18 protein-coding genes and 1 pseudogene are annotated in these 24,609 nt (G+C 70.9%); 8 read left to right on the top strand and 11 right to left on the bottom strand.

What is annotated here, in order from left to right; translation table 11 throughout:
• Entirely contained in the window at positions 1–1,080 is a 1,080-nt protein-coding gene (locus tag ACFW9O_RS30005) for a LacI family DNA-binding transcriptional regulator (protein WP_384613626.1), read from the top strand.
• Between the two features lie 134 nt (positions 1,081–1,214).
• Positions 1,215–1,529, top strand: a complete 315-nt coding sequence (locus ACFW9O_RS30000; RefSeq protein ID WP_351181481.1) for a glycosyltransferase — start codon at positions 1,215–1,217, stop codon at positions 1,527–1,529.
• A gap of 169 nt (positions 1,530–1,698) precedes the next feature.
• On the opposite strand, the gene ACFW9O_RS29995 is transcribed toward ACFW9O_RS30000, so the two are convergent.
• Entirely contained in the window at positions 1,699–3,036 is a 1,338-nt protein-coding gene (locus tag ACFW9O_RS29995) for an ROK family transcriptional regulator (RefSeq protein WP_351182326.1), read from the bottom strand.
• A gap of 143 nt (positions 3,037–3,179) precedes the next feature.
• Between ACFW9O_RS29995 and ACFW9O_RS29990 the strand changes: the two genes are divergently transcribed.
• The 6 genes from ACFW9O_RS29990 to ACFW9O_RS29965 all read left to right on the top strand — a co-directional run bounded on the left by ACFW9O_RS29990 (position 3,180) and on the right by ACFW9O_RS29965 (position 10,479).
• Complete coding sequence (locus ACFW9O_RS29990) at positions 3,180–4,493, top strand: sugar ABC transporter substrate-binding protein (protein ID WP_351182323.1); 1,314 nt, start codon at positions 3,180–3,182, stop codon at positions 4,491–4,493.
• A 10-nt stretch (positions 4,494–4,503) separates the two neighbouring features.
• Positions 4,504–5,511 (top strand): carbohydrate ABC transporter permease, encoded by a 1,008-nt coding sequence (locus ACFW9O_RS29985; RefSeq protein ID WP_384613624.1) that lies wholly within the window; start codon positions 4,504–4,506, stop codon positions 5,509–5,511.
• Positions 5,504–6,367 (top strand): carbohydrate ABC transporter permease, encoded by an 864-nt coding sequence (locus ACFW9O_RS29980; RefSeq protein ID WP_384613622.1) that lies wholly within the window; start codon positions 5,504–5,506, stop codon positions 6,365–6,367. Before ACFW9O_RS29985 ends, ACFW9O_RS29980 begins: the two co-directional genes overlap by 8 nt.
• A gap of 20 nt (positions 6,368–6,387) precedes the next feature.
• Positions 6,388–7,746, top strand: a complete 1,359-nt coding sequence (locus ACFW9O_RS29975; RefSeq protein ID WP_384613621.1) for a GH1 family beta-glucosidase — start codon at positions 6,388–6,390, stop codon at positions 7,744–7,746.
• 131 nt (positions 7,747–7,877) lie between these two features.
• A complete protein-coding gene (locus ACFW9O_RS29970) occupies positions 7,878–8,258 on the top strand; it encodes a hypothetical protein (protein ID WP_384613620.1) in 381 nt (126 codons plus the stop codon).
• A 208-nt stretch (positions 8,259–8,466) separates the two neighbouring features.
• Positions 8,467–10,479, top strand: coding sequence for a hypothetical protein (locus tag ACFW9O_RS29965; protein WP_384613618.1), 2,013 nt, complete (start codon positions 8,467–8,469; stop codon positions 10,477–10,479).
• A gap of 141 nt (positions 10,480–10,620) precedes the next feature.
• Here the strand turns inward: ACFW9O_RS29965 and ACFW9O_RS29960 are convergent, their stop codons facing one another.
• The 10 genes and pseudogenes from ACFW9O_RS29960 to ACFW9O_RS29915 all read right to left on the bottom strand — a co-directional run.
• Positions 10,621–12,387, bottom strand: a complete 1,767-nt coding sequence (locus ACFW9O_RS29960; protein ID WP_384613617.1) for a discoidin domain-containing protein — start codon at positions 12,385–12,387, stop codon at positions 10,621–10,623.
• Positions 12,388–12,478: 91 nt separating this feature from the next.
• Positions 12,479–13,594, bottom strand: coding sequence for a DUF1996 domain-containing protein (locus ACFW9O_RS29955; RefSeq protein ID WP_384613615.1), 1,116 nt, complete (start codon positions 13,592–13,594; stop codon positions 12,479–12,481).
• Positions 13,595–14,199: 605 nt separating this feature from the next.
• Positions 14,200–15,333 carry a S1 family peptidase gene (locus ACFW9O_RS29950; RefSeq protein ID WP_351174488.1) on the bottom strand — a complete coding sequence of 378 codons (1,134 nt, stop codon included), beginning with the start codon at positions 15,331–15,333 and terminating at the stop codon, positions 14,200–14,202.
• A gap of 318 nt (positions 15,334–15,651) precedes the next feature.
• On the bottom strand, positions 15,652–17,163 hold the full coding sequence (locus ACFW9O_RS29945; RefSeq protein ID WP_384613613.1) for a carboxylesterase/lipase family protein: 1,512 nt from the start codon (positions 17,161–17,163) through the stop codon (positions 15,652–15,654).
• Between the two features lie 183 nt (positions 17,164–17,346).
• Positions 17,347–18,831, bottom strand: a complete 1,485-nt coding sequence (locus ACFW9O_RS29940; protein ID WP_384613611.1) for a UDP-N-acetylmuramoyl-L-alanyl-D-glutamate--2,6-diaminopimelate ligase — start codon at positions 18,829–18,831, stop codon at positions 17,347–17,349.
• A 397-nt stretch (positions 18,832–19,228) separates the two neighbouring features.
• Positions 19,229–20,776, bottom strand: a complete 1,548-nt coding sequence (locus tag ACFW9O_RS29935; RefSeq protein WP_384613609.1) for an ABC transporter ATP-binding protein — start codon at positions 20,774–20,776, stop codon at positions 19,229–19,231.
• Entirely contained in the window at positions 20,773–21,582 is an 810-nt protein-coding gene (locus ACFW9O_RS29930; protein ID WP_384613607.1) for an ABC transporter permease, read from the bottom strand. The genes ACFW9O_RS29935 and ACFW9O_RS29930 overlap by 4 nt, the downstream gene beginning before the upstream one ends.
• Positions 21,579–22,532, bottom strand: a complete 954-nt coding sequence (locus tag ACFW9O_RS29925) for an ABC transporter permease (RefSeq protein WP_384613605.1) — start codon at positions 22,530–22,532, stop codon at positions 21,579–21,581. The genes ACFW9O_RS29930 and ACFW9O_RS29925 overlap by 4 nt, the downstream gene beginning before the upstream one ends.
• A complete protein-coding gene (locus ACFW9O_RS29920; protein ID WP_384613603.1) occupies positions 22,529–24,124 on the bottom strand; it encodes an ABC transporter substrate-binding protein in 1,596 nt (531 codons plus the stop codon). The genes ACFW9O_RS29925 and ACFW9O_RS29920 overlap by 4 nt, the downstream gene beginning before the upstream one ends.
• Positions 24,125–24,162: 38 nt before the next feature.
• Positions 24,163–24,525: pseudogene (locus ACFW9O_RS29915) on the bottom strand (SAM-dependent methyltransferase); the annotation flags it as partial.
• Between the last annotated feature and the right edge of the window lie 84 nt (positions 24,526–24,609).

The following is a 24,609-nucleotide window of genomic DNA, read 5'->3' as shown; positions in this document are numbered from 1 at the left end:
ATGACGGATGACCAGCGATCGGCCGGTGCGGCACCCACCCTGGAGGACGTGGCGAGGGCGGCCGGCGTTTCGCGCGCCACCGTCTCACGGGTCATCAACGGAGTGCGCAATGTCGATCCCGGGATCCAGGAGGCCGTGCGTCAGGCCGTCTCCGTCACCGGATACGCGCCCAACCGCGCGGCACGCTCCCTGGTCACGCGGCGGGCGGACTCCATCGTCCTGGTCGTTTCGGGTGCGGGCGTGGAGACGGACGACGAGGAGGGAGCGGGGGCGGCCGACGGGAGCTCCTTCACCGCCCGTGTCTTCGCCGACCCGTTCTTCGGCAGGGTGGTGACGGGAGTCGTCAACTACCTGCGGCCGCGCGGGATGCACCCGGTCCTGATGTTCGCCGAGACACCGCGGGCCCGGGACGAGGTGGTGTCCTACCTGCGGCAGGGCAGCGCCGACGGGGCGCTGATCGTGTCGACCCACGCCGAGGACCCGTTGCCGGGACTGATCACGGACGCGGGACTGCCCGCCGTCCTGTACGCGCGTCCCGCCCGGCCGGTACGGATCAGCTATGTCGATCTGGCCCACCGGGAGGGGGCCGGACTCGCCGCCGAGCATCTGCTGGCGCGGGGCTGCCGTCGGATCGCCACGATCACCGGTCCGCTGGACGTGCCCGCGGGACAGGAGCGCCTGGCCGGCTTCCGGGACACGATGGCGCGGCACGGACACCCGTACATCCCGATCGCCGAGGGACAGTTCACCCAGGAGAGCGGCGAGGCCGCGATGGAACGGCTGCTGACGGAACACCCCGACCTGGACGGGGTGTTCGCGGGGAACGACCTGATGGCCATGGGCGCCTGCCATGTCCTGCGGGAGCACGGCAGGCGGGTACCCGCGGACGTGGCCGTGATCGGGTTCGACGACAGCAGCGCCGCCTCCGCCTGCCGGCCGCCGCTCACGACGGTGCGGCAGCCGGTGGAGGACATGGCGGCCGAGATGGCGCGCATGCTGCTGGACCGTCTCACGTCACCGGACAGCCCCGCGACGTCAGTGATCCACGAACCGGCCCTCGTGGTGCGCGATTCCGCCTGATGCTCCGGCAGGGCTTCCGGTGCGGTCCTGACCGACGGTCCGGCGGTGGGGAGTGCGGGTGCGCGGCGTACCCCCGAAGGGCTTACCATCCTGTGCCCTGACAGATCGTCGACCCCCAAGGAGCACCAGCACTCATGCGCATGACCCGTCTCACCACCGCCGTCCTGGCCACCGCGCTCGGCTTCACCGGCGCCCTCGTCACCGGCTCGACCGCCGGCGCCTCTGCCCAGTTCGGATGCCAGTACAAGGTCGTGTGGCCGACCGCCGGGGTGTACGAGAACCCGAACCCGAACAGTGTGGTCGTCAAGACCAAGCACGCGGGTGACATAGTCGGCGCTTCGACCTGTGAGGGCGCTGGGTACAACGAGTACAGCTACGCGATGGTCACCACCGACGCGGCGGCCGACGGCCGGGGCTGGATGCGCGTGGAGGCGCTCGTCCAGATCTGACGACCGTTCGCGGACTCCGCGCACGTCGGGGTCGTGCCCGGGCGGATCCGGGTACGCCCGGGTCCGCCCGGGCGTCCCACCGGCAACCCACGGCCCCGTCGCACGAGAGGGGCACGGACCGCTTCGCCCCGCGTCGGCGACACCGTGCGCCACCGCCGCCGGCTCCGGCTCAGCCCGCCGGAGTACGGCTGCGCAGGGCGGTCGCGGCCGGCCGGGCCGGGCCGGGCGCGTTGGCCGGATCCGGAGCCGTCGCCGGCCGGCTGCCGCCGCGGGCCAGGAAGTCGGACAGGGGCAGGGTCGCGGCGCCCACCGTGACCGCGTCCGGACCGAGGTGACCCATCTCGATCGTGGTGCGGGCCGCCGCGTGCCTCAGCGCGTACTCCTGGGCGTACCGCCGGATGTCCGGGAGCAGATGGGGGCCGATCAGCAGCCCGGCCCAGCCGCCGAGCAGGATCCGGTCGGGCAGGAACAGGTTGACGAGGTCGGCCAGGGCGGCACCCAGGTACTCGGCCGTCTCGTCCAGGATGGCGACCGCCACCGGGTCCGGGGCGGTGCGGCCCGGTCCCGGGTAGGCGGCGGCGAGGAGCGCGGCGAGGGCGGCCTCGTCGTCGGTGTCCGCGGGCAGCGGGCCGCCGGCCTCGTGCCAGCGCTCGCGCATGGCCTCCGCACCGGCGTACGCCTCCAGGCAGCCGATCGAACCGCAGCGGCAGCGGCGGCCCCGCACCTGCACGGTGGTGTGCCCCCACTCCAGGGCCGCGTTCGACAGGTCCTCGTCGAGGATCTCCCCTCGGTTCACGCTGGCGCCCACGCCTGAGCCGATGAGGGCGATGGCGGCGACTTCGGCACCCCGGCCGCCGCCGAACCACATCTCGGCCTGCCCCAGCGTCTTGGCTCCGTTCTCGATGAAGAACGGCACCTCCGGCGGTACGTCGACGGCGTCGCGGAGCATCCGCTCGAAGGGGACCGCGCTCCAGCCGATGGTCTGGCCGTGCACGACCGTGCCCCGGCCGTCGGCGGCTCCGGATGCCTCGCGTTCGACGATTCCCGGCACGCCGATGCCGATCCCGAGCAGCCTGCCCGGGTCGGCACCCGCGTCGCGCAGGACATCGGCCACCCCGGTACGGACGTGCCTGACGATGCGGTCGACGTCGTAGCCGTGCTGGGCGAGCAGGCGTTCGGTGCGGGCCAGTTCCGTGAGGGACAGGTCGAAGAGCTCGACGCGGACCCGGGTCTCACCGATGTCGATGCCCACGAGCAGGCCGCCACCGGGGGCGATCCGCAGCAGGGTACGGGGGCGCCCTCCGTCGGAATCGACAATTCCGGCCTCCTCGAGGAGACCCTCCGCGGCCAGCTCCGCGACCACGTTGCTGATGGAGCCCGAACTCAGCCCCGTCGCGGGGCCGAGCTCCTGACGGCTCAGCGGGCCGTCGAAATACAACCGTTGCAATACCCTCGCCCGATTGCCCCTTCGCAGGTCACGCACGGTCCGTCTGCTGCGCTCAGCCATGTTGCTCCCTTCGTTCCGGAAACATACCCCGCCCTCACCCCTTGACGCACACTTCCTTCACCTCTTAAATCACGTCATAAATTAAGTGATGGACGGCCGTTCGGGTCCCGAACGATGCCATCCCCGGAAAGGGGCCACCTTTCATGCGTCACCTCAGAGCCGCAGCAGCTGTCACCCTCGCCATGTCCGTCGCGGCCGGAGTCACCGGCTGCGGAGGCGGAACGTCGTCGTCCGGCGGCAGCAACGAGTCACCCAAGACCCTCACGTACTGGGCGTCCAACCAGGGCCCGAGCATCGAGGCCGACAAGAAGATCCTCACTCCCGAGCTGAAGAAGTTCGAGAAGGAGACCGGGATCAAGGTGAAGCTGGAGGTCGTCCCCTGGGCCGACCTGCTGAACCGGATCCTCGCCGCCACCACGTCCGGCCAGGGCCCGGACGTGCTGAACATCGGCAACACCTGGTCGGCCTCGCTCCAGGCCTCCGGCGCGCTGCTCCCGTGGGACGACAAGAACTTCGAGGCGATCGGCGGCCGTGACCGCTTCATCGACTCGGCCGTCGCGTCGGCCGGCAAGGAGGGCGAGCCGCCCGCCGCGGTACCGCTGTACTCGCTGGCGTACGCCCTCTACTACAACAAGGCGATGTTCGCCGAGGCCGGCATCACCGCGCCGCCCGCCACCTGGGACGAACTGGTAGCCACCGGCAAGAAGCTGTCGAAGGACGGCAAGTGGGGGCTGGGCGCCGAGGGTGCGAACCTCTCGAACAACATCCACCAGGCCTTCGTCCTCGGCCAGCAGCACGAAGCCGACTTCTTCGACGCGTCCGGCAAGGCGACCTTCACCTCCGACGGTGCGGTCGCGGCCGTGAAGCAGTACATCGACCTGATGGCCAAGGACAAGATCATCGCCCCGGGCAACGCGGAGTACGCCCAGAACCAGTCACTCACGGACTTCGCCAAGGGCAAGACGGCGATGGTGCTGTGGCAGGCCGCCGCGACCACGTTCGCCGCCCAGGGCATGAAGCCCGAGGACTGGGGCGTCGCCCCCGTCCCCGTGGAGTCGGGCGTCCCCGGCACGGGCAAGAACACCAACTCGATGGTCGCCGGCATCAACATGGCCGTGTTCAAGAACTCCAAGAACATCGACGGCGCCAAGAAGTTCGTGAAGTTCATGACGAGCGACGAGGAGCAGAAGCTCCTCAACAAGACCTACGGCGCGATTCCCCCGGTCAAGGCGGCCCAGGCCGACCCGGCGTTCTCGGCCCCCGACCTGAAGGTCCTGCGCGACACGCTCGCCACGAGCGCCGCCCCGCTCCCCCAGGTCCCCAACGAGTCGCAGTTCGAGACCGCCGTGGGTACGGCGATCAAGGAGCTGTGGGCCGAGGCCGCAGCAGGCAAGCCGATCACGACCGAGACCGTCAAGGCGCGCCTGGACAAGGCCCAGCAGACGATGCAGCAGTGAGGCACTCTTCATGACCGCCGTGACCACCGATCCCCAGGTCGACAAGTCGGACAGGGTGACGAGCACGGGCACCGGGGATGCGCGCAGGAGACTGCCGCGCATCCCCGACCGGATCCGCCGAGGCGGACTGCCCTATCTCCTCCTGCTCCCCGCCGTCCTGCTCGAACTCCTGATCCACATCATCCCGATGGCCATCGGGATGATGATGAGCTTCCGCCAGTTCACGCAGTTCTACATCAGCAACTGGGCCGGGGCGCCCTGGACCGGACTCGACAACTACAGCATCGCCGTCGACTTCAACGCCCCGATCGGCGAGGCGCTGCTCCACTCGTTCCTCGTCACCTGTGTCTTCACCTTCTTCGCCGTAGGTCTGGCCTGGCTGTTCGGAATCGCCGCAGCGATCATGCTGCAGGAGAACTTCCGCGGCCGGGGCTTCCTGCGGGCGGTGTTCCTCGTCCCGTACGCCCTGCCGGTCTACGCGGCCGTCATCACGTGGGCCTTCATGTTCCAGCGGGACAACGGACTGGTGAACCACGTACTCCATGACCAGCTCGGGCTGACGGACGAGCCGTCGTTCTGGCTGATCGGCGACAACAGCATCTACGCACTGATCATCGTCTCGGTCTGGAAGGGCTGGCCGTTCGCCTTCCTCATGCTGATGGCCGGGCTGCAGAACATCCCGCGCGAACTGTACGAGGCCGCCTCGATCGACGGCGCCGGCATCTGGCAGCAGATCCGCAGGATCACGCTTCCCTCGCTGCGGCCCGTCAACCAGGTCCTGGTGCTCGTCCTGTTCCTGTGGACGTTCAACGACTTCAACACGCCGTACGTGCTGTTCGGGAAATCAGCGCCGGAGAACGCCGACCTGATCTCGATCCACATCTACCAGTCGTCCTTCGTCACCTGGAACTTCGGCAGCGGCTCGGCGATGTCCGTCCTGCTGCTCCTCTTCCTGCTGATCGTCACGGCCGTCTACCTGTTGCTCACCTCACGCGGAAGGAAGGGCTCCCATGGCTAGCCACGCCCGGTCCCCCATGGCCGCACCGCAGTCCTTCCTCTGGACCCGCCGCATCGTCCTGACCGTCCTCGCGGGCTTCGTCCTGCTGCCCGTGTACGTCATGGTCAGCAGCTCGCTGAAACCGCTCCAGGACGTGTCGGGGAAGTTCCAGTGGATCCCGTCCGAGCTGACCGTCCGGCCGTACTTCGACATCTGGGAGACCGTCCCGCTCGCCAAGTACTTCGTGAACTCGCTGATCGTCGCGGCCTCCGCGACGGTGCTCTCGGTGACGATCGCGGTGTTCTCGGCGTACGCCGTGAGCCGCTACAGCTTCCGCGGCAAGCGGGTCTTCACCGTCACGGTGCTCTCCACGCAGATGTTCCCGGGGATCCTCTTCCTGCTCCCGCTGTTCCTGATCTTCGTCAACATCGGCAACAGCACCGGTCTCGCCCTCTACGGCTCCCGCGGCGGACTGATCCTCACCTACCTGACGTTCTCGCTCCCCTTCTCCATCTGGATGCTGATCGGCTACTTCGACTCCATCCCGAAGGATCTGGACGAGGCGGCCCTGGTGGACGGCTGCGGTCCGATCAGGGCGCTGTTCCAGGTCGTCGTGCCGGCCGCGGTGCCCGGGATCGTCGCCGTGTCGGTGTACTCGTTCATGACGGCCTGGGGCGAGGTGCTCTTCGCCTCCGTGATGACCAACGACGAAACCCGCACCCTGGCCGTGGGACTCCAGGGATACGCCACCTTGAACGACGTCTACTGGAACCAGGTCATGGCGGCGTCGCTGGTGGTCAGCGTGCCCGTCGTCGTGGGATTCCTCCTGCTGCAGCGCTACCTCGTCGCCGGACTCACCGCGGGCGCCGTCAAGTGACCGAAACGGAAAGGCAGTCAGTGAACAACCTCAACGCCCTCCCGGCCGACTTCACCTGGGGCGTCGCCACGGCCGCGTACCAGATCGAGGGAGCGGTGGCGGAGGACGGCCGCTCCCCCTCGATCTGGGACACCTTCTCCCACCTCCCCGGCGCCGTCGACAACGGGGACACCGGCGACGTGGCCTGCGACCACTACCACCGGGTCCCCGAGGACATCGGCCTGATCAAGCAGCTCGGGGCGGACGCCTACCGCTTCTCGCTCGCCTGGCCACGGATCGTGCCGGGCGGCGACGGACCGGTGAACAAGGCGGGTCTCGACTTCTACGACCGGCTGGTCGACGGTCTCCTGGACGCCGGGGTCACCCCGTTCGCCACGCTCTACCACTGGGACCTGCCGCAGGCACTGCAGGACCGCGGCGGCTGGACCGTCCGGGAGACCTCCGAGCACTTCGCGGCGTACACCTCCGCCGTCGTCGAGCGCCTCGGCGACCGGGTGAAGGACTGGGCGACCCTCAACGAGCCGCTCTGCTCCGCGTGGGTCGGCCACCTGGAAGGCCGGATGGCACCCGGTCTGACCGACCTGACGGCCGCCGTCCGCGCCTCGTACCACCTCCATCTCGGCCACGGTCTGGCCGTGCAGGCGATCCGCGCACTGTCCCCGGACGCCCGCGTCGGCATCGTCAACAACCTCAGCCCGATCGAGCCGGCGAGCGGCAGCGAGGCCGACCGCGCCGCCGCCGTCCGGGCCGACGGCCACGTCAACCGCTGGTGGCTCGACCCCATCCACGGCCGCGGCTACCCGCAGGACATGGTCGACCTGTACGGGGTGGAACTCCCCGTGCGGCCGGGCGACATGGAGACCATCGCGGCGCCGCTGGACTGGCTGGGCCTGAACTACTACTTCCGCCAGGTCGTCACCGCCGACGAGCACGGACCCGTACCGAACGCCAAGCAGATCTACCTGCCCGGCTCACGGCACACCCACATGGACTGGGAGGTCCACTCCGACGGGCTGGAGCAGCTCCTGCTGCGCCTCACCGAGGAGTACGGCGCACAGCGCATCTACGTCACCGAGAACGGCGCGGCCTACCAGGACGTCGTCCGGGCCGACGGCTCGGTGCACGACCCGGAGCGCACCCAGTACCTGGAGGAGCACCTGGAGGCCTGTGCCCGCGCCGTGCGCAAGGGCGCCCCGCTGGCGGGCTACTTCGCCTGGTCGCTGCTGGACAACTTCGAATGGGCCTACGGCTACGACAAGCGCTTCGGCCTGGTCCACGTCGACTACGCCACCCAGCGCCGCACGGTCAAGAGCAGCGGCCGGCGCTATGCGGAGCTGATCCGCGAGGCGTCGGCCGGCAGGCCCCGCAAGGCGGCCTGAGCCCGGCACCCGGCGACGGCCGGATCCCCCGGACACGGCATCCACGGATGCCCGTGTCCGGGGGATCCGGCCGTTCGGCACACCGCCGAGCGGCGATCATACGGACGGTCCCCGACGCATATGCTCACCGTATGGAGCAGAGTGAAGTCCTCAAGCGAGTGATCGGCATCCTCACGGAGGCGGGCGAGATGCAGCGCCACGCCGAGGAGGACGCGAACGGGCACGACCCGGACGCGGGCGGAAGCATCGTGACGACTCTCCTCAACGAGACGATGCCCCACATCGCCATTCCCGGGGACGCGACCGTCGAGGAGATGGCCCTTCTGGTGGGCAGGGAAGTCGGCGGCGCCGTCGAACAGCTGGTCGGCGCATTCACCCTGGCCTTCATCGCGCTCGCCCAGGTCCACGACTCCGGCCAGGGAGAGGTGACGTCCGCCGACGTCCTGCAGGACCTCGCCCTGCGCGCCGAGGAGCTGAGCTCCGACGACGACGGCCCGGAGGACTCCCTCTGACCGGCCGTCACCGCACGTGATACGCGGGGTGTGCGGGCAGTTGCGTGCGGTGTCCGCAGGAGCGGTCGAGGGCCCGCTGGAAGCGTGGAGGCCGCAACGGGCGAGCCGAGGTCGGACACGTGGCGACGAAGCCGATGTGACCGTCACACGATTGGCTCGTTTGCCGGGGTGACGGTTCTCTGCCCACGGCTCGGAAGGCACCCACCCCATGCCGCTCCACCCCTCGCCGCTCCGCACCCCGGGTCCCGGCACACACCTCGGCGTGAAGGAGGCCGAGGCAGCGCTCGTCCAGCACTACCCGCGCCTCGTGCGCCTGGCCTATCTCACGCTGCCGCCGAGCCTCGGCCGACACCGCAGGGTGCTCGCCGCGCACGCCGCGGTTCAGCGGTCCCTGAACGGCAGGGCGCGCCCCGCGCCGGGACCGGGCGGCGACGGCGTGCCCGCTCCGCGGTCCGCCGCCGGCACGGGCGACGGTCCGGACACCTCCGCGTACGCCGCTGTCCGCCTGCGGGTCGTACGCTCCGCGCTGGCGTACGAGCGGAGGCCCCGCTGGTGGCCGGGGCGGGCGCCCGCACCGGCCGAGCTGCGCCTCTCGGTACCGGTGGTTCGAGGGCTCCGGCTCTTCCCACGCGCCGGCGGGATGGACGAATACACCCTGGACCGCACCCTGGCGGATGTTCCGGCAACCGTCCGGGCGGCATTGGGTCTGCGTCTGCTGGAATCGCTGCCCGGCGACATGACCCGGGCGCTGCTCGCCGAGGCGGGAGTGGCCGACCCCGCCGGCGCGGTGCGTGCCGCCGCACAGGTCGTGGGGGGCGACCACGAGCGGGTGCGGCGCATACTGCGGTCGGGCGAGTTCGATCCCTGCACGGTGCAGACGCGCCCCGGCGACCTGCTGCGGCGCCGGCACCGGAGACGGGCCGGCGCGGCCTCCCTGATACTCCTCGCGGTGGCTGGGATTGCGGCCCTCTCCTCCGACGGCGGATCCGACACGGCCGGGCCGCCCGCCACCGCCCTGCGGGCGAGCTTGCCGGGCGGAGCGCTCGACCCCGCGGCGCTGGGGCGAACGCCGCCCGGGCAGTGGGCGGACACCTCGCGCGTGGACTTCAGTGCCTGGCCACCACGCGGCGGCCGTACCGACGACCGCGAGCTGCTGGAGCGGGCACTCGGCAACTGGGCCGGGCCTCCGGCAGACGTCGCCGTCACCGCCGCCCCCGGCACGGCTGTCGTCGCACCGGCCCAGCCGCCCCAGCTGCTGTTCGCGGGTGATCTGGACGGCGAGGCCGTGGTGCTGTTCCACGACGGCGGGGTACGCGTCGTCCGGTACGCCGAGCCGCTGTCCGGAACGGGAGCCACCACCCTGGACTTCGCACGGGTCGACAACGCGGACGTCACCACGGCCGCGGCTCTCGCCGTCGGCCGCACCGGCTCGTCGGCGAGGTATCTGCTGGCGCCCTGGGTTGCGGAGTCGGCGACGCGGGACCTCCTCGCGCCCGACACTCCGGCCCGGCAGCTGGACGTGGACCGGGACGGGGTCACCGCGGCCGTGCCCCGCCCCGCGGAGGGAGGCGGATGCGGGTCCTGGCCCGTGATGCAGCTGCGGTCGTCGGAGGAGATCGTGGAGAAGCACGCGTTCCTCGTCACCGACCTCGGCGACCTCACTCCCGTCCACCTCACCCACACCCCGGAGCCCGGATCCGGCGCTCCGGCCAGACAGCCTCGCGAGGCGACGGGCACCGATGGCCTGGTCGCCTGGGCCCGTACGGCGTGTTCGCTGCGGGAGCTGCGCCACACCGGGGTACGGGCCGTCAACCACTGGCAGTTCGCCCGACAGCCGCTGCCCGGCTCCCGTTCCACGGCTGACTGGGTGTGTACCCGGGCGGACACCTGGCGCGGGCCGGGCCGGGTTCTGGTGCAGTTCGTCCCGCCCTCCGCACCGGTGGAGGTGGTGTCCGACCTTCGGAACACGGCCTCGTGCAGCCGGTTCGGCCGGCACGTCGTCGCGGGCACCCGCTGGAGGTCCCCTGCCGGGGCCTGGTACGTGCTCGCGGCCGGCAGCCGCGCCGTGCACCGGATCGAGCTGGCGGGCTCCGTGCGCGGCGTGTCCGACAGCCCGACGCTGGCGGTCCGCGCGCCGCGGGACGCCGTCTTCCGGGTGAGCGCGGAGCTGCGGGACGGCGGGGCGGTGTCCTGGTCCGCCGACGGGCTCCCACCACCGTGAGCACTCCCGCCCCCGGTGGGGCGGTCCCGCTGTGCACACGGCAAGAGTCAGCGGCAGGCCACGGATCTCCGTGGCCCGCCGCGGACTTCCCTGCCGCACCGACAGCGGGGAGAGAGACGGCACGGCAGGTCCTACGAGCGGTCAGCTCCGGTAGACGCCGAACTCGTAGAGCGAGTAACCCCAAGGGGTGCCGCGTACCGAGGTGTTCACGCGCACGTAGCGCGCGTCGCCCGCGACGTCGATGTCATCGATGCCGCCGTTCCCCTCGGTGACGGTGTGCACAGTGGTCCAGTCCTGGCCGTTGTCCGAGGTCTGCAGGGTGTACCCCTTGGCGTACGCCGCCTCCCAGGCCAGCTGCACGTGGTCGAACGAGGTCTTTGCCCCGAGGTCGACCTGCAGCCACTGCTGGTCGGCCCAGTCGCTCGCCCAGCGGGTGTCGAAGGAACCGTCGACGGCGCTGCCGGCGGGGCAGGGGCAGCCGACGCTGTCGGGCTGGAAGGTGGAGGCAGTGGCCGGTTTGCCCGCCGCCACGTTCGTACCGCCGACCTTCGGGGGCACGACCTCGAAGGACTTCGTCTCGATGCCGACGTTGCCCTTGCCGTCCGACGTCTTGATGTAGACCTTCCACACACCGAGCCGGTCGGGGGCGGTGACCTCGAAGGTGCCATTGCCCTTGTCGGTGAACCGGGCGTCGGTCAACTGACCATTGTTGTCGAGGTACTTGCTGCCGAACAGCACCTGGTGCGTGAGCGCGTCGCCGTCCGGGTCGGAGACGGACGCCTTCACGGTGAACGGCTTGCCCGCCTCGACCGCCGAGGCGTTGTCGACCGTCATTCCGGTGATCACGGGCGGTGTGTTGTCGCCCGAGGTGTCCGCTCCGTACGCCTCCTTGACCGCGTAGTACGAGAGCCTCTTCTGGCCGGCCGGGAGCAGGTTGAACCAGACGCCGCCGAAGTCGTACTCCGTGCCGTAGTGGAAGAGCGTCGCGCCGAGCGCCACTCCGCTGTGCCCCGTGATGCACTGCCAGGCCCTGCCGTAGCCCTCGGCCTTGGCCACGTCGGTCGGCTCGTCCGGTACGCCGTTGGCGTCGTCCGGGACCTCCCACTCACCGGCGGGGCCGCCCTCGGTGACGATGTAGGGCTTGTCGAAGCCCCCGTTCTCCCAGGTCCGGCGGATGTCGCAGACGGCGCCGTAGGAGTTCACGGCGTACAGGTCGAGGTCGGGTGCGTTCTTCTTGTAGTACGCCCAGGCGCCGGTCCACGCGTCCGTCGAGGTGACGGGGTGGTCGGGGTCGACTGCGTGGATCTTCTTGGTGATGTCATTGACGAACGTCGTGTACGCGTCGCGCTGCTGTTCCAGGGCGTCACCGCTGTAGCAGTTCTGCAGACCGAGCACCGACTCGTTGCCGACGTTCCACATCAGGACGCCCGCGTGGTCCTTGTAGGTCTCCACCCACTTGGGGAACTCGGCGAGCATGTCGTTCTTGTACTCGGTGTCCGTCAGGTAGTTGACGCACCCGCCGCTTCCCGGTCCGCCGCCCGGCTGGAGCCAGAACCCGGCAATGACCTTGATCCCGTTGTCGGCGGCGCTGTCCAGGAGCGGTTTCGTCGTGGCGTCCGTGCCCCAGGTGCGAATGGTGTTGACGCCCATGGACTTGACGTCGGGCATGTACTTTCCGGCGTCGGCGACAGCGGGGCCCCAGGTGAGGCCCTTGACGGTGTACGGCGAGCCGTCCACGGTGAGACGCCAGGCGCCCTGCGATCCCTCGACTTTCACCACGCTTCCGGCCGCCTGTGCTGCGGGCACGGGCATGAGGGCCGCTCCGGCGGCGACGAGGACGGCCACGGTGAGGCGGGCCGTCGTACGCCTGCGGCCGTGGGCCGACAGGTTGAGATGTGGCAACTTCATGGGGGGAGACACTTCCTTGCGGGAGTCGTAAGCGCTGGAGAGCGCTCTCCCCGATGGACACACTGCACCCATCGAGGAGAGCGCGGTCGGGTCAGGGCAGTTCGTAGTTCTCGTCCAGGACAGCACCGTCACCGGGGCGGTTCTGGTCGTAGCCCCGGGCGTCGCACTGGAGACCGCCGACGACACAGTGGTCGACCATGGCCTTCAGCGTGGCGTCGTCCCAGGCGTTGAAGAAGTCGTAGTGGAAGGAGTGGCCCGTACCGCTGGCCAGCCTCACCTGCGACATGTCACCGTTGACCGGCCACGCCATCTTGAACTCGATCATCGGCAGAGCGACGGGATGCGAGGTCGGGCAGACGTTCTGGTTGGCACCCTGGGCGCCCGGATAGGCCATGTGGGCCTTGTGGTCCGGGGTGTCGAGGTGCTTCCCGTCCCAGCAACTGGGCGCCTGCATACGGAGGTTCAGCTGCACGTCCGGACGCGACGGGCAGGTGGCCGGGAAGTCGAAGTTGTGGTAGCTCTCTCCGCACTCCCAGCCCTCCACCCGGCCCGGATGATTGCGGAACTCATCCAGCGTCTGTGTCGGACTGCCGACGACGAACCGCAGCCCCTTCGGGAAGGGCCTGACACTCCGGTAGTCGGTCACCCCGGACTTGTAGTAGATGGTCTGCGGACCGACCGGGCGCACCTCCTGGTTGCCGTTGTAGAGGGTCGGCATCCAGTACGCGGACAGGTCACCGGGCGCCTTGCAGGCGGTACCGCCCGCGCCGAGCGAGGCGGTGGTGCTGTTCTCGTCCGTGGTGTCGTTGCCCATGAAGGTGTGGTTGTGGGACTTTCCGGTCTGCCCCGGGTAGACGATCGGGTCCACGGAACCGGTGTGGTTCACCGAGCAGTTCGCCTGGAACTCGTGGAAGTACCGGACCGGAGGGATCTCGGCGGACGGCTGCACCCCGGTGACCGGCGGATTCGCCGGAATGTATCCGTCGCCGTCCGGATCGTCTCCCGACGGAACAGGATCGGCTGCCGCCATGACGTGCCCCTGCATGACATGCGACGCCGCGGCGGGCTCGCCGGCCGCCTGCGGGGCCGCACCGGTGGTTCCGGCACCGGCGCTCGTGATCGCGTTGAGCCCCAGGGCCACCAGGGCCAGGGCCGTGGCGACGATGAGCGCGGACACCAGAGTGGTTCTGCTGAATCTTTCGGCCATGCGGACCTCCATGCCGCTCTTCATCCGCGCACATCGGGTGCGCAGTGGGGGGAGAGTGGAGCTGGATCGGGCACCCGGGAGGGACCCACCCAGTGCGGCTCGAGGCCGGGCCCCCTTCCGGGAACCTCTGGGAGAGCGCTCTCCAAAGCGGTGCCAGTGTTACGTCGCCGCTGAGAGCATGTCAATAGCCTGTGAACGATGCCCCCTGCAAAGGCAGTTGGTGCGGGCCCGGCCGGCAACGGTGCGCGGCAGCGACAAGTCGGGCGCCGGGCAGGGGCGGCAGGGCGGGCAGCGCACACGACAGCGGGCCGGAGGAACGCGTCACCGCGGCAGGGCACCTGACGGGCAGGCCCGGCACACAGGGTGCGGACCGCGGCCGGTGCGCACGGCGTTCGGGCGAGGCCGACCAAACCGTGCGGGGGAACGAGCGGCCGCGCAGGGAACGAGCGGCCGCGCAGGGAACGGGCAGCCGCCCCCGGTCAACGCACGGACGGCCCGCTACGGCAGGGGGCCACCCTGCTGCCGTAGCGGGCCGTCGGCGTGCCGCCGGATCGCCGGGAAACCGGCGACGGCGTGTGGCGGGGCCGGGCAGGCCCCGCGGAACGTCAGGCCGTGTGGAGCGTCAGCCCGTACCGGTTGAGGATCTCGTTGATCGGCTGGTGCCAGGTCTCACCGCCGCTGCTGCAGTTGCCCCACCCGCCCGAGGTGACACCCTGCGCCTGGTCGCCGCTGATGAACGAGCCGCCCGAGTCTCCCGGTTCGGCACACACGCTGGTCTTGGTCATCTGACGGACGGCGCCCTGGCTGTAGTTCACCGTCTCGTTCTTGGCCAGGACGTTTCCGCAGTGCCAGTGCGTGGTGGAGCCGGAGCGGCAGATCGAAGCGCCTATGGGAGCCTCGTTGGAGCCGCGGACCAGCTGGTCGGAGACGGTGCCCCAGCCGAGGACCACCGGGACGGTCCACCAGCCGCTGCCCACGTTCACCCAGGCGTAGTCGTTCTCCGGGAAGGACGATCCCTGGAAGTTGCCGATGGCCGAGCCGTCCCAGCCCCTGACCGCTCCGCCGACACCGCTGCAGTGCCCGGCGGTGACGAAGCCGCCGTGCACCGAGAAGCCGATGGAACAGCGGACGTTGCCCGTGTAGTACGGGTCGCCGCCGACCGTTCCCGCGGCAAAGGTCTGCGGGGCGGCGGCGGTCTGCTTCACCGTGACCGGCCCGGCCTTCCGTGCCTTGGCGACAAAGGCGCGGACATCGTTGTCACCCTGCTGGGAGGCGACGACGTTCACCACGACGCTGTTCGCCTGGGGATCGACGTGCCAACTGCTGACCCCGCTGGGTGCGGAGAGTGCGTCCAGCCGGTTCTTGGCAGCGTCCAGCTCCTTCGCGGTGTGGTCGACGAGGCGGACGTCGGCGCCGGTCGCCCGGACGGACCGGGCCGTCCCGCTGTCGGTGACGGCCACCGTCAGCCTGCCGCTGTCGGCGTCGAACCAGGAGCCGCCGAACGACGCTCCCGCCGCACGCTGCGCGGTGCCCTGCAGAGCCGTCGCCGACTTCTCGGCGGTGAGCCTCGCCTCGGCCTGACTCTTCGTCAGGCCCAGGTCTTTCTGCATGGCCGCGATCAGGGCGGCGCCGGCCCGGGGTTCGGCGGCGGAGGGGGAGTCCGCCGCGCTCGCCTGGGTGAGGCCGGCGGTTGCCCAGGTTCCGATGATGAGCAGTGCGGACAGACCGGTCCGCACCATCGTGGTATGTCTCAAGGGAGTGCCCCTTCGTGTTGTTCCAGCTTCGTGGGGGTGGAACAGGAAGCATCCGAGAGTGTTCTGAGAGCGCTCTCAGAAGTGCCGCAACGGACTGTAGTCCAGATCGATAGGCAGGTCCATGCCAATGACGGCCCGGTTGGGCGGACGCACTCGTCCGGTGAGCTCTCGGCGGTCCTGCTGTCACCGGAGAAGGCCGAGGACGACCGTCGACTCGGGGAGCTGCGGAGGGTGCCTGACCTCCGCGAGCGCGGAGGAGCGCTCAGGCTCCCCCGCTGCGGCGGAGGCGGGCCGGGATACCTGTCAAGGCGTCGGCAGCGGGAGTCCGGCTTCGCGCCACCCCGCACGGAACAGCTCCCACGCGCCGCCGGAACCCTCGGCGGCGGTGTCCCAGATCCGCACCGCGCCCGTGGAACCGCCGACCGGCGGCCAGCCCGGATCGCCGGACGTGGCGAAGCCGGCCCACGCGCGCATCATGCGCCCCGACAGGTCATGATCGGCGGAGTTCGGAGGGCCGCCCACGAGGAAGTGGACGCTCTCCTCGTCGAGGTTGCCGAAGGCGAAGGGGATGTCCGCGCAGTGCCAGGCCCTGACGCGTTCGCCCGCGCCGCCTCGCTGCCGGGCGAAGCGGGAAAGGAAGGCCCGGCCGCCCGCCCGCGCATGGGATTCGGCGAGTCTGCTGCTGTACTCGCCGAACAGCATGTCTCCGTACACGGCGAGGAAGACATCGAGTACGGGAGCACCGGGCATGAGTGCGCGGTAGCCGTCCAACAGTGCTGCGGGCAGCTGGAAGTCCCCGGCGAATGCGCGGAGTTGTCTCTCCGTGGTGATTTTCGCGCTGCTGCCGACGGCGTCCAGCAGCCAGTACTCCTCGGTCGTGTGGCAGACCAGCAGGTCGACATCGGACGCGCCGCCGGCGGCGAACGCCGCCAAGGGCTCCAGCACAAGCGTGTCACCGCCCGCCACCGGCCCGTAGATGGCGGGGTCGTAGTGGCGCTGCCCCGAAGCCGGGTCGATGCGGTAGCCGTCGGCCACCGCGCCCGAGGCGTCGACGAGGGAGGCCGGGGAAGCGGATACGAGGCCGTCGTACGTGCCCGGCACGCCGGCCGCGGCGGCCACCTCCTGTGTGGTGCGGGCGGCGGATTCCGGGGAGGCGCAGGAGTTCACGGCGCTGTGTGCGACGGCACGGCGGAACAGTCCGCGGGCCCGGTCCATCGCCATCAGGCAGGCCACGGACGTCGCTCCGGAGGACTGTCCGGCCACGGTGACGTTGTCGGCGGCGCCGCCGAACGCGGCGATGTTGTCCCGCACCCATTCCAGGGCGGCTACCTGGTCGAGCAGACCCCGGTTGTCCGGGCAGGACTCCCCGCCGACGACGGGCGGGACATGACCGAACCCCTCGAAACCGAGACGGTAGTTGAGCGTGACCACGACGAGTCCGTGTCCGGCGAGAGCCGTGCCGTCGAAGTCCGGTTGCGCGGAGGAGCCGAAGACGTAGGCGCCGCCGTGGATCCAGACGAGCACCGGAAGCGCGTCACCGACGCCGCCCGGGGTCCAGATGTTGAGGCTGAGGACGTCCTCGTCGCCGGGTGACCAGCCGGGTGCTCCGGGCAGTTGTGCGGACTGCGGGGCGACGGGGCCGAACGCCGCGCAGTCCCTGATGCCGTCCCAGCCGGCGGCAGGCCGCGGGGCCCGGAACCGGTCGATGCCGAACGGCGGTGCGGCGTACGGGATTCCGCGCAGCACGACGACTCCGGGGTCGCGCGCGGTCCGCCGTCCACGGACCGCTCCCGACCTCATGCCGAACACCGTCATACGCGCTCCCCCGTCGTGTCTTCCGCCCCCTCGGACGGCACGGGCAGCTTTTCATCAGGCGGGCGGCGCGGGCCAACACCAAGATCGCATCCGTTGACGCACTTCCGATGTGAATCGGGACCCGGTCCGGTGGTGCCGGGCGGGCGCATCCCGCCGGGCCCTGCCGACGGATGTGCCGCGGACCTACAGCGGGGCCTGCTGCAGGGCGATTTCGCGCACCGTGGCCATGTCGCTGAACGGGATCAGTTCGTCGCCGACGGTCTGGTGGGGCTCGCTCCCCTTGCCGGCGATCAGCACGATGTCGTCCGGGCCCGCGGCGGACAGGGCGAACTCGATGGCGCTACGGCGGTCGGCGCGGCGTTCGTACGGGGTGCCGGTGGCCTCGATGCCGGGTGCGACCTGGTCGAGGATCGCCTCGGGGTCCTCGTGGCGCGGGTTGTCCGAGGTGAGGACGCACAGGTCGGAGTGGGTACCGGCGATCGTTCCCATCTCGGCCCGCTTGGTGGTGTCCCGGTCGCCGCCGCAGCCGAAGACGGTGATGACCTCGGCCCGGGCGAAGCCGCGGATGGTGCCGAGGACCTTGTTCAGCGAATCCGGCGAGTGCGCGTAGTCCACGATCACCGACGTTCCCCGGGGGGTCGTGAAGCGCTCGAACCGGCCCGGGATCTGCGGCATCCGTTCGAGCGCGGCGACCAGACCGGCGAGGTCGTGTCCCAGGAGGTGGCAGGCGGCCACCGTGGCCAGCGCGTTCGCCACCGAGAACCGGCCGGGTGAGGGGATCGCCGCCGGGTACTTGCGCCCGTCGTGGTGCAGCGTGAACCGGGTGCCCGAGGCGTCCACGGAGAGGTCGGTCGCCCGGTAGTCCGCGTCGGTGTCGAGGGCGTACGTGGTGACGGCGCCGGGCATCATCGCCTGGATGCCTGCTCCCACCGGGTCGTCCGCGTTGACCACGGCACGTCGGCACAGCCCCTGGAAGAGGCGCAGCTTCGCGTCCCGGTAGTTCTCCATCGTTCCGTGGTCGTCCAGATGATCCTGGCTCAGGTTGGTGAAGACACCCACGTCGATGAAGGTGCGGTCCACCCGGTGCGTGAGCAGGCCCATCGACGTGGCCTCGAGCACCACGCTGCCCACTCCCCTGTCGCGCATGCACCCCAGCAGGTACTGCAGGTCGGGTGATTCCGGAGTGGTCAGCACGGAGTGCGGCATCGGGATCATCTCGTCGCCGATACGGCTGCCGGCGGTGCCGATGACGCCGCTCCGCACTCCCTCGGAGATCCGGAGCACTGACTCGACCATGTACGAGACGGAGGTCTTCCCGTTGGTGCCTGTGATCGCCACCAGGTCCATCTGCTTCCCCGGCTCGCCGAAGTAGCGCGACGCGACGACCGCGGCCGCGACACGGGTGTCCGGCACCCGTACGACGCAGACGTCGGCCGCTGCGGCGGGCAGCACGCAGCTGTCGTCCACGATGACCGCCACCGCGCCCCGGGCGAGGGCAGGGGCCACGGATTCCGGGCCGCCCTCCACATGCCCCGGGACCGCGATGAACAGTGATCCCGGTGCCACCCGGTCCGCGTCGAGAGCCGTTCCCGCGGTGATCCAGGTCTTCTCCGGGTCACCCTGGAGTAGGTCGTGGTCCTGCCCGGCCAGCAGCGCGCTCAGCTTCAAGATGTTCCCTTCGAGGGTGGCTGCGGCCGTGGTGGGGCCGTCGCCGGGGCGCAGCGACGGCGGTGCGCCGAAGCTGCGGTGGTGAAGTGGGGCTCGTACGCCGTGCGGGGAGCGCTGTGCGTCGAGCGGTGTGCGATGAGCGAGGTGCGATGGGTGATGCGCGTGGTGGAGGAGCGGGACGGGGCAGAGCCCCGGTCAGGAACCGCTGAAGATCGCTAGCCGTGTCCGTGCAGGACGGTGCGGCAGCTCGCGGACGCGTCGAGGGCGGCCTGGTGCAGGCACTTCCCCATGACACTGATGCGACCCATGAGCCGAGTGTACGTCCGCACAGGTGATCCGGATTCCGCTTCGCCGCGGTGAGGCGACCGTACGGCGTGGTCAGGGGCGTACGGCCCGGTCAGGGGCGTACGGCCGCCCCCCGGCGCGTTGACGCATCGAGGAGCGCCAGGGTGAACGGGTGGCTCGGCGCGGTCAGGATCTGTTCCCGGGTGCCCTCCTCGACCACCTGGCCGCCGTCCAGTACGGCGATGCGCGCCGCCCGGGCCGCGGTGTCCAGGTCGTGGGTGATGAGGACGATCCCGAGGCCGTCCCCCCGCCGGACCGGTGCGGCGAGCAGGTCCAGCAGGGAGCGTCGGGCGACCGGGTCGAGTCCCGAGGTGATCTCGTCGCACACCAGGACCCGGGGCCGCGCGAGCAGTGCCCTGGCGAGCGCCGCGCGCTGGAGTTCGCCGCCGGACAGCCGCCCCGGGAGCCTTCGTACCAGCTCGTCGCCCAGCCCCAGTTCCGCGAGGGTCCGCAGTGCCTGCCGCGCCGCCTCCTCGCGGCCGGCTCCCCGCAGCCGTACCGCAGTGCGTGCGACCTGGTCCAGGACGGGCCGGTGTTCGTCGAAGGCGGCCCGCGCGTCCTGGAAGACGTACTGGACGGCGGCGAGCTGTTCACGGCTACGGGCCCGCAGGCTGCGGGGCAGGGCCTCCCCGTCGAGCGACACGTCCCCTTCGTGGTCGCGGTGCAGGCCGGCGAGGCAACGCGCGAGTGTGGTCTTGCCGCTGCCCGAGCGGCCTACGACGGCGAGGAGTTCACCGGTGCGGAGTGCCAGTCCGGCGACACTCAGCACGCGGACGGGTGAACCCCCGGCGCGGTGGTGGGCGACGAGACGGTCGACCCGCAGCACCTCCGTACCGGAGTTCCCGGCATCCGCGTACGGCACGGTCCTCGGTCCGGCCAGGAGCTCCCGCGTCCACGGGTGCGCGGGGGCCGCGAGCACGCGGGGCGCCGGTCCGTTTTCCACCACGCGTCCGCCCCGCATCACCACTACCTCGTCCGCGAGTTCGCGTACGACGTCCATGTCGTGGCTGAGCAGCACGACGGCGATGCCCCGGCGGGCCACCGCTGCCAGCCGGACGACGATGCGGCGCTTGGTCAGGGCGTCCTGCCCGGTGGTGGGCTCGTCCGCGACGACGACACGGGCGCCGAGCAGCAGCGCCTGGGCGATGACGACACGCTGCTGCTGTCCCCCGGACAGCTGGTGCGGATAGCGGCGCAACAGCGCTTCGGCATCAGCGAGTTGCGCGTCACCGAGCGCCTCGATCACGCGCTGTCCCGCTGCCGTGCGACGCCGGGTCCGGGGCAGGTCGCGCACCTGCTGCCGGGCCATGTCGTGCAGCAGGGCGCCGATGCGGCGGGCCGGGTTGAGGACCGCCGCGGGGTGCTGGGGGACGTAGCCGACCCGGGTGTCGTGCACGCGTACCTCGCCCGTCACACGGGCGCCCGCGGGATACTCGCCGAGGAGGGCGAGGCCGGTCGTCGTCTTTCCGCTGCCGGACGCGCCGACCAGGGCGGTGACCGTGCCGGCCCGGACCCGGAGGCTGACGCGGTCGACGAGGGCGCGTCCGTCGATCTCGACGCTCAGGCTGCTGATCTCGGCGAGTACGGGGTGCTGGTTCATGAGCGTCGGCCCTTCCGGGGCGTGGTGCGGTTCTCCATGGCCGCGTCGACGAGCAGGTTGCCGCCCATGGTCAGCGCGACGATGAGCAGGGCGGGTACGACGACCGCCCACGGCTGGACGAGCAGTCCGGCCCGGTTGCGGTCCACCATCACGGCCCAGTCCGTGGCGTCCGGGGCGACCCCGATGCCCAGGAAGGCAGCTGTGGCGACGAGGTAGAGAGCTCCGGTCAGCCGGATCCCGGCGTCGGCTGCCAGGGTCCGCAGGATGGACCGTCCGACGTAGCCGACGGCGATGCGCCACCAGCTCTCGCCCTGCATCCGCAGCGCTTCCACGGCGGGCCGGGAGGCGGCTTCCGCGGCGGCCGCGCGCACGATGCGGGCGGCGTCCGGGACGGAGACGAAGGCGACCAGCAGGGCGAGTCCGGCGGCACCTGGAGGGAAGGCGGCCGCGACCAGAAGGATCATGAGGAGCGAGGGCACGGCGAGCAGGACGTCCAGCGGACGCATCAGCAGTTCCTCCAGCCAACCGCGGTGGGTGAGGGCGCTGATCAGCCCGAGGGGCAGGGCGACGAGATAGGCGAGGGCCGTCGCGACGAGCGCGACCAGGACCACGGACCGTCCGCCGAGCAGCACCTGGTCCAGGACGTCACGGCCGACGAAGTCGGTGCCGAGCAAGTGGCCGCCGCCGAGGGTGAAGGAGGCTGCTCGGGCCGGGGGTTCGCCCGCGAGGAGCGGTCCGAGGACGGCGAGGCCGAGCGGAGCCCCGGCGACGGCGGCGCCGGTCCCGTACCTCCTGAGCCGCGTCACGCCGCCACCCCCGACCGTGGCGCGAAACGGTGGGTGACGAGGTCGGCGCCGAGGTTGATGACGACCGTGGCGAGGCCGAAGACGACGGCGAGCCCCTGCACCACGGGGATGTCGCGGTCGGCCACCGCGTTCATGAGTACGGTGCCGAGTCCGGGGATCACGAACAGCGCCTCCACGACGACGACGCCGCACAGCAGCCAGTCGATGGTGCGTGCGAGCTGCTGGGCGGCGGGAGCGAGGGCGTTGGGCAGGGCGTGCCCGTACCGGATGCGTGCGCCGGAGATTCCGTAGCGGCGCGCCTGGGCGGAGTACGGGGCGGCGAGCGCCTCGATCATTCCCGCCCGGACCAGCCGGCACAGCGAGCAGACGGGCCGCGCGAGCAGCACCAGGACGGGCAGGACGAGGGCGGCCGGATGCGCGAGCAGATCGTTGCCGTAGCCCACGGCGGTCGGCGGGAACCAGCCGAGCCGGAGGGCGAACACGCTCACCAGCAGGACCCCCAGGGCGAATTCGGGGACGGCGTAGACGCCGAGGGTCGCCGAGCTGATGAGCCGGTCCGTGAGACGGCCCTCACGGCGGGCGGCGAGCACCCCGAGGCCGACTCCGACGGGGACCAGGAGCAGCACGGTGAGGGTCGCGAGGACCAGGGTCGGTCCGAGGCCGTCCGCGAGGAACGCTGTCACGGGCCGGCCGGAGGTGAGCGAGGTCCCGAAGTCGCCGTGCAGCAGGCCCGTCGTCCAGTCGGCCAGCCGGACATGCGCGGGTTTGTCGAGCTCCATCGCCTCGCGTACGGCCGCGATGCGTGCCGGGTCGGGCTGGTCACCGGCGAAGGCCACGGCGGCGTCGCCCGGCAGCGCCTCGGTGAGTGCGAAGACCAGCAGCACGACGGCCCCGGTCTGCAGTACGCCGAGGAGCAGCCGCCGGGCGATCCAGGAACGCAGTCCGTTCACGCCAGCCAGACCTTGTCGAAGCGCGCCCAGTCCAGGGTGTTGGCGGGCGCCTCGCGCGCGACGCCCCGTACGGAGCGTGCGGTGCCGAGGATCCAGTCGCCGAATCCCCACACGAGGAACCCGCCCCTGGTGTGCAGTTGGCGCTGCATGCGGCCGTAGAGGGCATCGCGTCCCGCCTCGTCCTTGGTGGACTGGGCCTGCTGGTAGAGAGTGTCGAAGCTCTTGTCCTGCCACTTGGTCGCGTTGGTGGTGGAGCCGGTGAGCAGCCGCTGGGAGATGTGCGACTCGATGGGCATGGCCCCGGACCGGTAGCAGCACAGGGTGCCGGCGTCGAGGATGTCCTTCCAGTAGGAGTCCTTGCTGCCCATCCGGACGGAGACGGTGACCCCGGCGCGGGCCGCCTGGTCGCGGAAGATTCCGGCGGCTTCGGTGAAGCCCGCGGCGACGGCCGATGTGTCGAGGGTGACCTTGAGGTTCTCCGCGCCGGCCTGCTTGAGCAGGTGGCGGGCACGGTCGATGTCCTGTACGCGCTGCGGGAGTTCGTCCGCGTAGTACTCGTACCCCTTGCCGAAGAGGTCGTTGCCGATCTCGCCCGCGCCGGAGAGCGCACCGTCCACGAGTTCCTCGCGGTCGGCGATGTGGAAGAACGCCTCGCGGACGCGGGGGTCGTCGAAGGGCGGCCGGTCGGTCTTCATGGCGAAGGCCTGCATGGCGCTGTTCCGCAGGCGGACGATCTCGATGCTGCCGGCCTTCTCGTGTGCGCGGCCGGTGGCCGGGTTGAGCTCGTGCGCGTACTCGACCTGCCCGCCGAGGAGGGCGTTGACGCGGGCGGACTCCTCGTTGGCGACGAGGAATTCGAGTTCGTCGAGGTGCGGGGCGCCGTCCCAGTAGTCGTCGTTGCGGCGCAGGACGGTGGAGCGCCCGGGTGCGAAGGAGACGAACCGGAAGGGGCCCGAGCCGACCGGCTGCCGGTCGAATCCGGTGGCGCCGTCCGGAACGATGTACGTGCCGAACGCGGCGAGCACGTTGGGGAATTCGGCCGTCGGACGCTTGAGCACGAACTCGACGGTCCGCTCCCCCGTGGCGCGGCTCGCCTTCAGGTCGATGGGCTCCAGGGAGGCCCGCGCCCGGTACGCCTTCTCCGGGTCGGCGATGCGGCGGTAGCTGTACAGGACGTCGTCGGCGGTCACCGGCTTCCCGTTGTGGAAGCCGGCCTGCCGCAGGGTGACGGTCCAGCGGTCGAGCCCTGCGTTCGGCTCCCACTTCTCGGCCAGTCGCGGCTCGGCGGACAGGTCCGCGCCGTAGTCGGCGAGCTTGTCGAAGAGTGCCTTCGCACGGGCCGCGTCGGCGAAGAGGTTGCCCAGGTGGGGGTCGAGCGTCTCGCTCGCACCGCCGCCGGCGAATGCGGCACGCAGCCGTCCGCCGCGTCGTGGGGCGCCCTCTCCCCCGGCGGCGGCGCTGTCGGTGGTGCCGCCGCCGGAGCATCCGGCAAGTGCGAGTGCGCCGAGGCCGGCCGCTCCCCCGGCTGCGGCCAGGAAGCCGCGCCTGCGCAGGCCGGGGTATGTGTCGTGCGTACTGGGCGAGTTGGGCATGACTGATCTCCTGTCGTCGGGGGTTACGGGGGTGGTTCTCAGGCGGTGCGGCGGGCCACGACGTGGAGGCGGTCACCGTCGGCGGTGCGTCCGGGGCCGTCGCCCGGCCGCCAGGCCGGTTCGGTGCGCGGCCCGGGACCGTCGTGCAGCGCGAGGACCTCGAAGCCGTGGGCGGTGAGGAGGTGGCGCAGTTCCTGGGGGAACAGCAGCCGCCATGCGGAGCGCTCCTCGACGGGCGGTGTGCCGTCGTCGGTGCTCCAGGTGCGGGTACGCCGCAGGAGTTGGGCCGTACGGTCCACGTCCAGGACGGTGGCCGAGCGGTAGGTGGTGCCGTGCCAGGTGAACTGCGCGACGGCGGGACCGGCGGGTGGTTCGTTCCGGCCGAGGAAGTAAAGCGTGTTGCAGAACGCTACGAACTGGGCATTTCCTGTGTATGCGTGGGGTGTTGAGGGTCGAGGCGTCGTGGGTTGAGGCGTTCACGGGTC

Source organism: Streptomyces sp. NPDC059499, assembly GCF_042749285.1.
Lineage (GTDB): Bacteria > Actinomycetota > Actinomycetes > Streptomycetales > Streptomycetaceae > Streptomyces.
This window is presented reverse-complemented; position numbering and strand designations above follow the sequence as displayed.

Bases quoted from the DNA above. Each gene is read 5' to 3' on its own strand.
- ACFW9O_RS30005 (WP_384613626.1), top strand. From the start codon at position 1: ATGACGGATGACCAGCGATCGGCCGGTGCGGCACCCACCCTGGAGGAC.
- ACFW9O_RS29980 (WP_384613622.1), top strand. From the start codon at position 5,504: ATGGCTAGCCACGCCCGGTCCCCCATGGCCGCACCGCAGTCCTTCCTC.
- ACFW9O_RS29945 (WP_384613613.1), bottom strand. From the start codon at position 17,163: ATGACGGTGTTCGGCATGAGGTCGGGAGCGGTCCGTGGACGGCGGACC.
- ACFW9O_RS29995 (WP_351182326.1), bottom strand. From the start codon at position 3,036: ATGGCTGAGCGCAGCAGACGGACCGTGCGTGACCTGCGAAGGGGCAAT.
- ACFW9O_RS29920 (WP_384613603.1), bottom strand. From the start codon at position 24,124: ATGCCCAACTCGCCCAGTACGCACGACACATACCCCGGCCTGCGCAGG.
- ACFW9O_RS29990 (WP_351182323.1), top strand. From the start codon at position 3,180: ATGCGTCACCTCAGAGCCGCAGCAGCTGTCACCCTCGCCATGTCCGTC.
- ACFW9O_RS29985 (WP_384613624.1), top strand. From the start codon at position 4,504: ATGACCGCCGTGACCACCGATCCCCAGGTCGACAAGTCGGACAGGGTG.
- ACFW9O_RS29970 (WP_384613620.1), top strand. From the start codon at position 7,878: ATGGAGCAGAGTGAAGTCCTCAAGCGAGTGATCGGCATCCTCACGGAG.
- ACFW9O_RS29950 (WP_351174488.1), bottom strand. From the start codon at position 15,333: ATGGTGCGGACCGGTCTGTCCGCACTGCTCATCATCGGAACCTGGGCA.
- ACFW9O_RS29955 (WP_384613615.1), bottom strand. From the start codon at position 13,594: ATGGCCGAAAGATTCAGCAGAACCACTCTGGTGTCCGCGCTCATCGTC.
- ACFW9O_RS29935 (WP_384613609.1), bottom strand. From the start codon at position 20,776: ATGAACCAGCACCCCGTACTCGCCGAGATCAGCAGCCTGAGCGTCGAG.
- ACFW9O_RS29965 (WP_384613618.1), top strand. From the start codon at position 8,467: ATGCCGCTCCACCCCTCGCCGCTCCGCACCCCGGGTCCCGGCACACAC.
- ACFW9O_RS29960 (WP_384613617.1), bottom strand. From the start codon at position 12,387: ATGAAGTTGCCACATCTCAACCTGTCGGCCCACGGCCGCAGGCGTACG.
- ACFW9O_RS30000 (WP_351181481.1), top strand. From the start codon at position 1,215: ATGCGCATGACCCGTCTCACCACCGCCGTCCTGGCCACCGCGCTCGGC.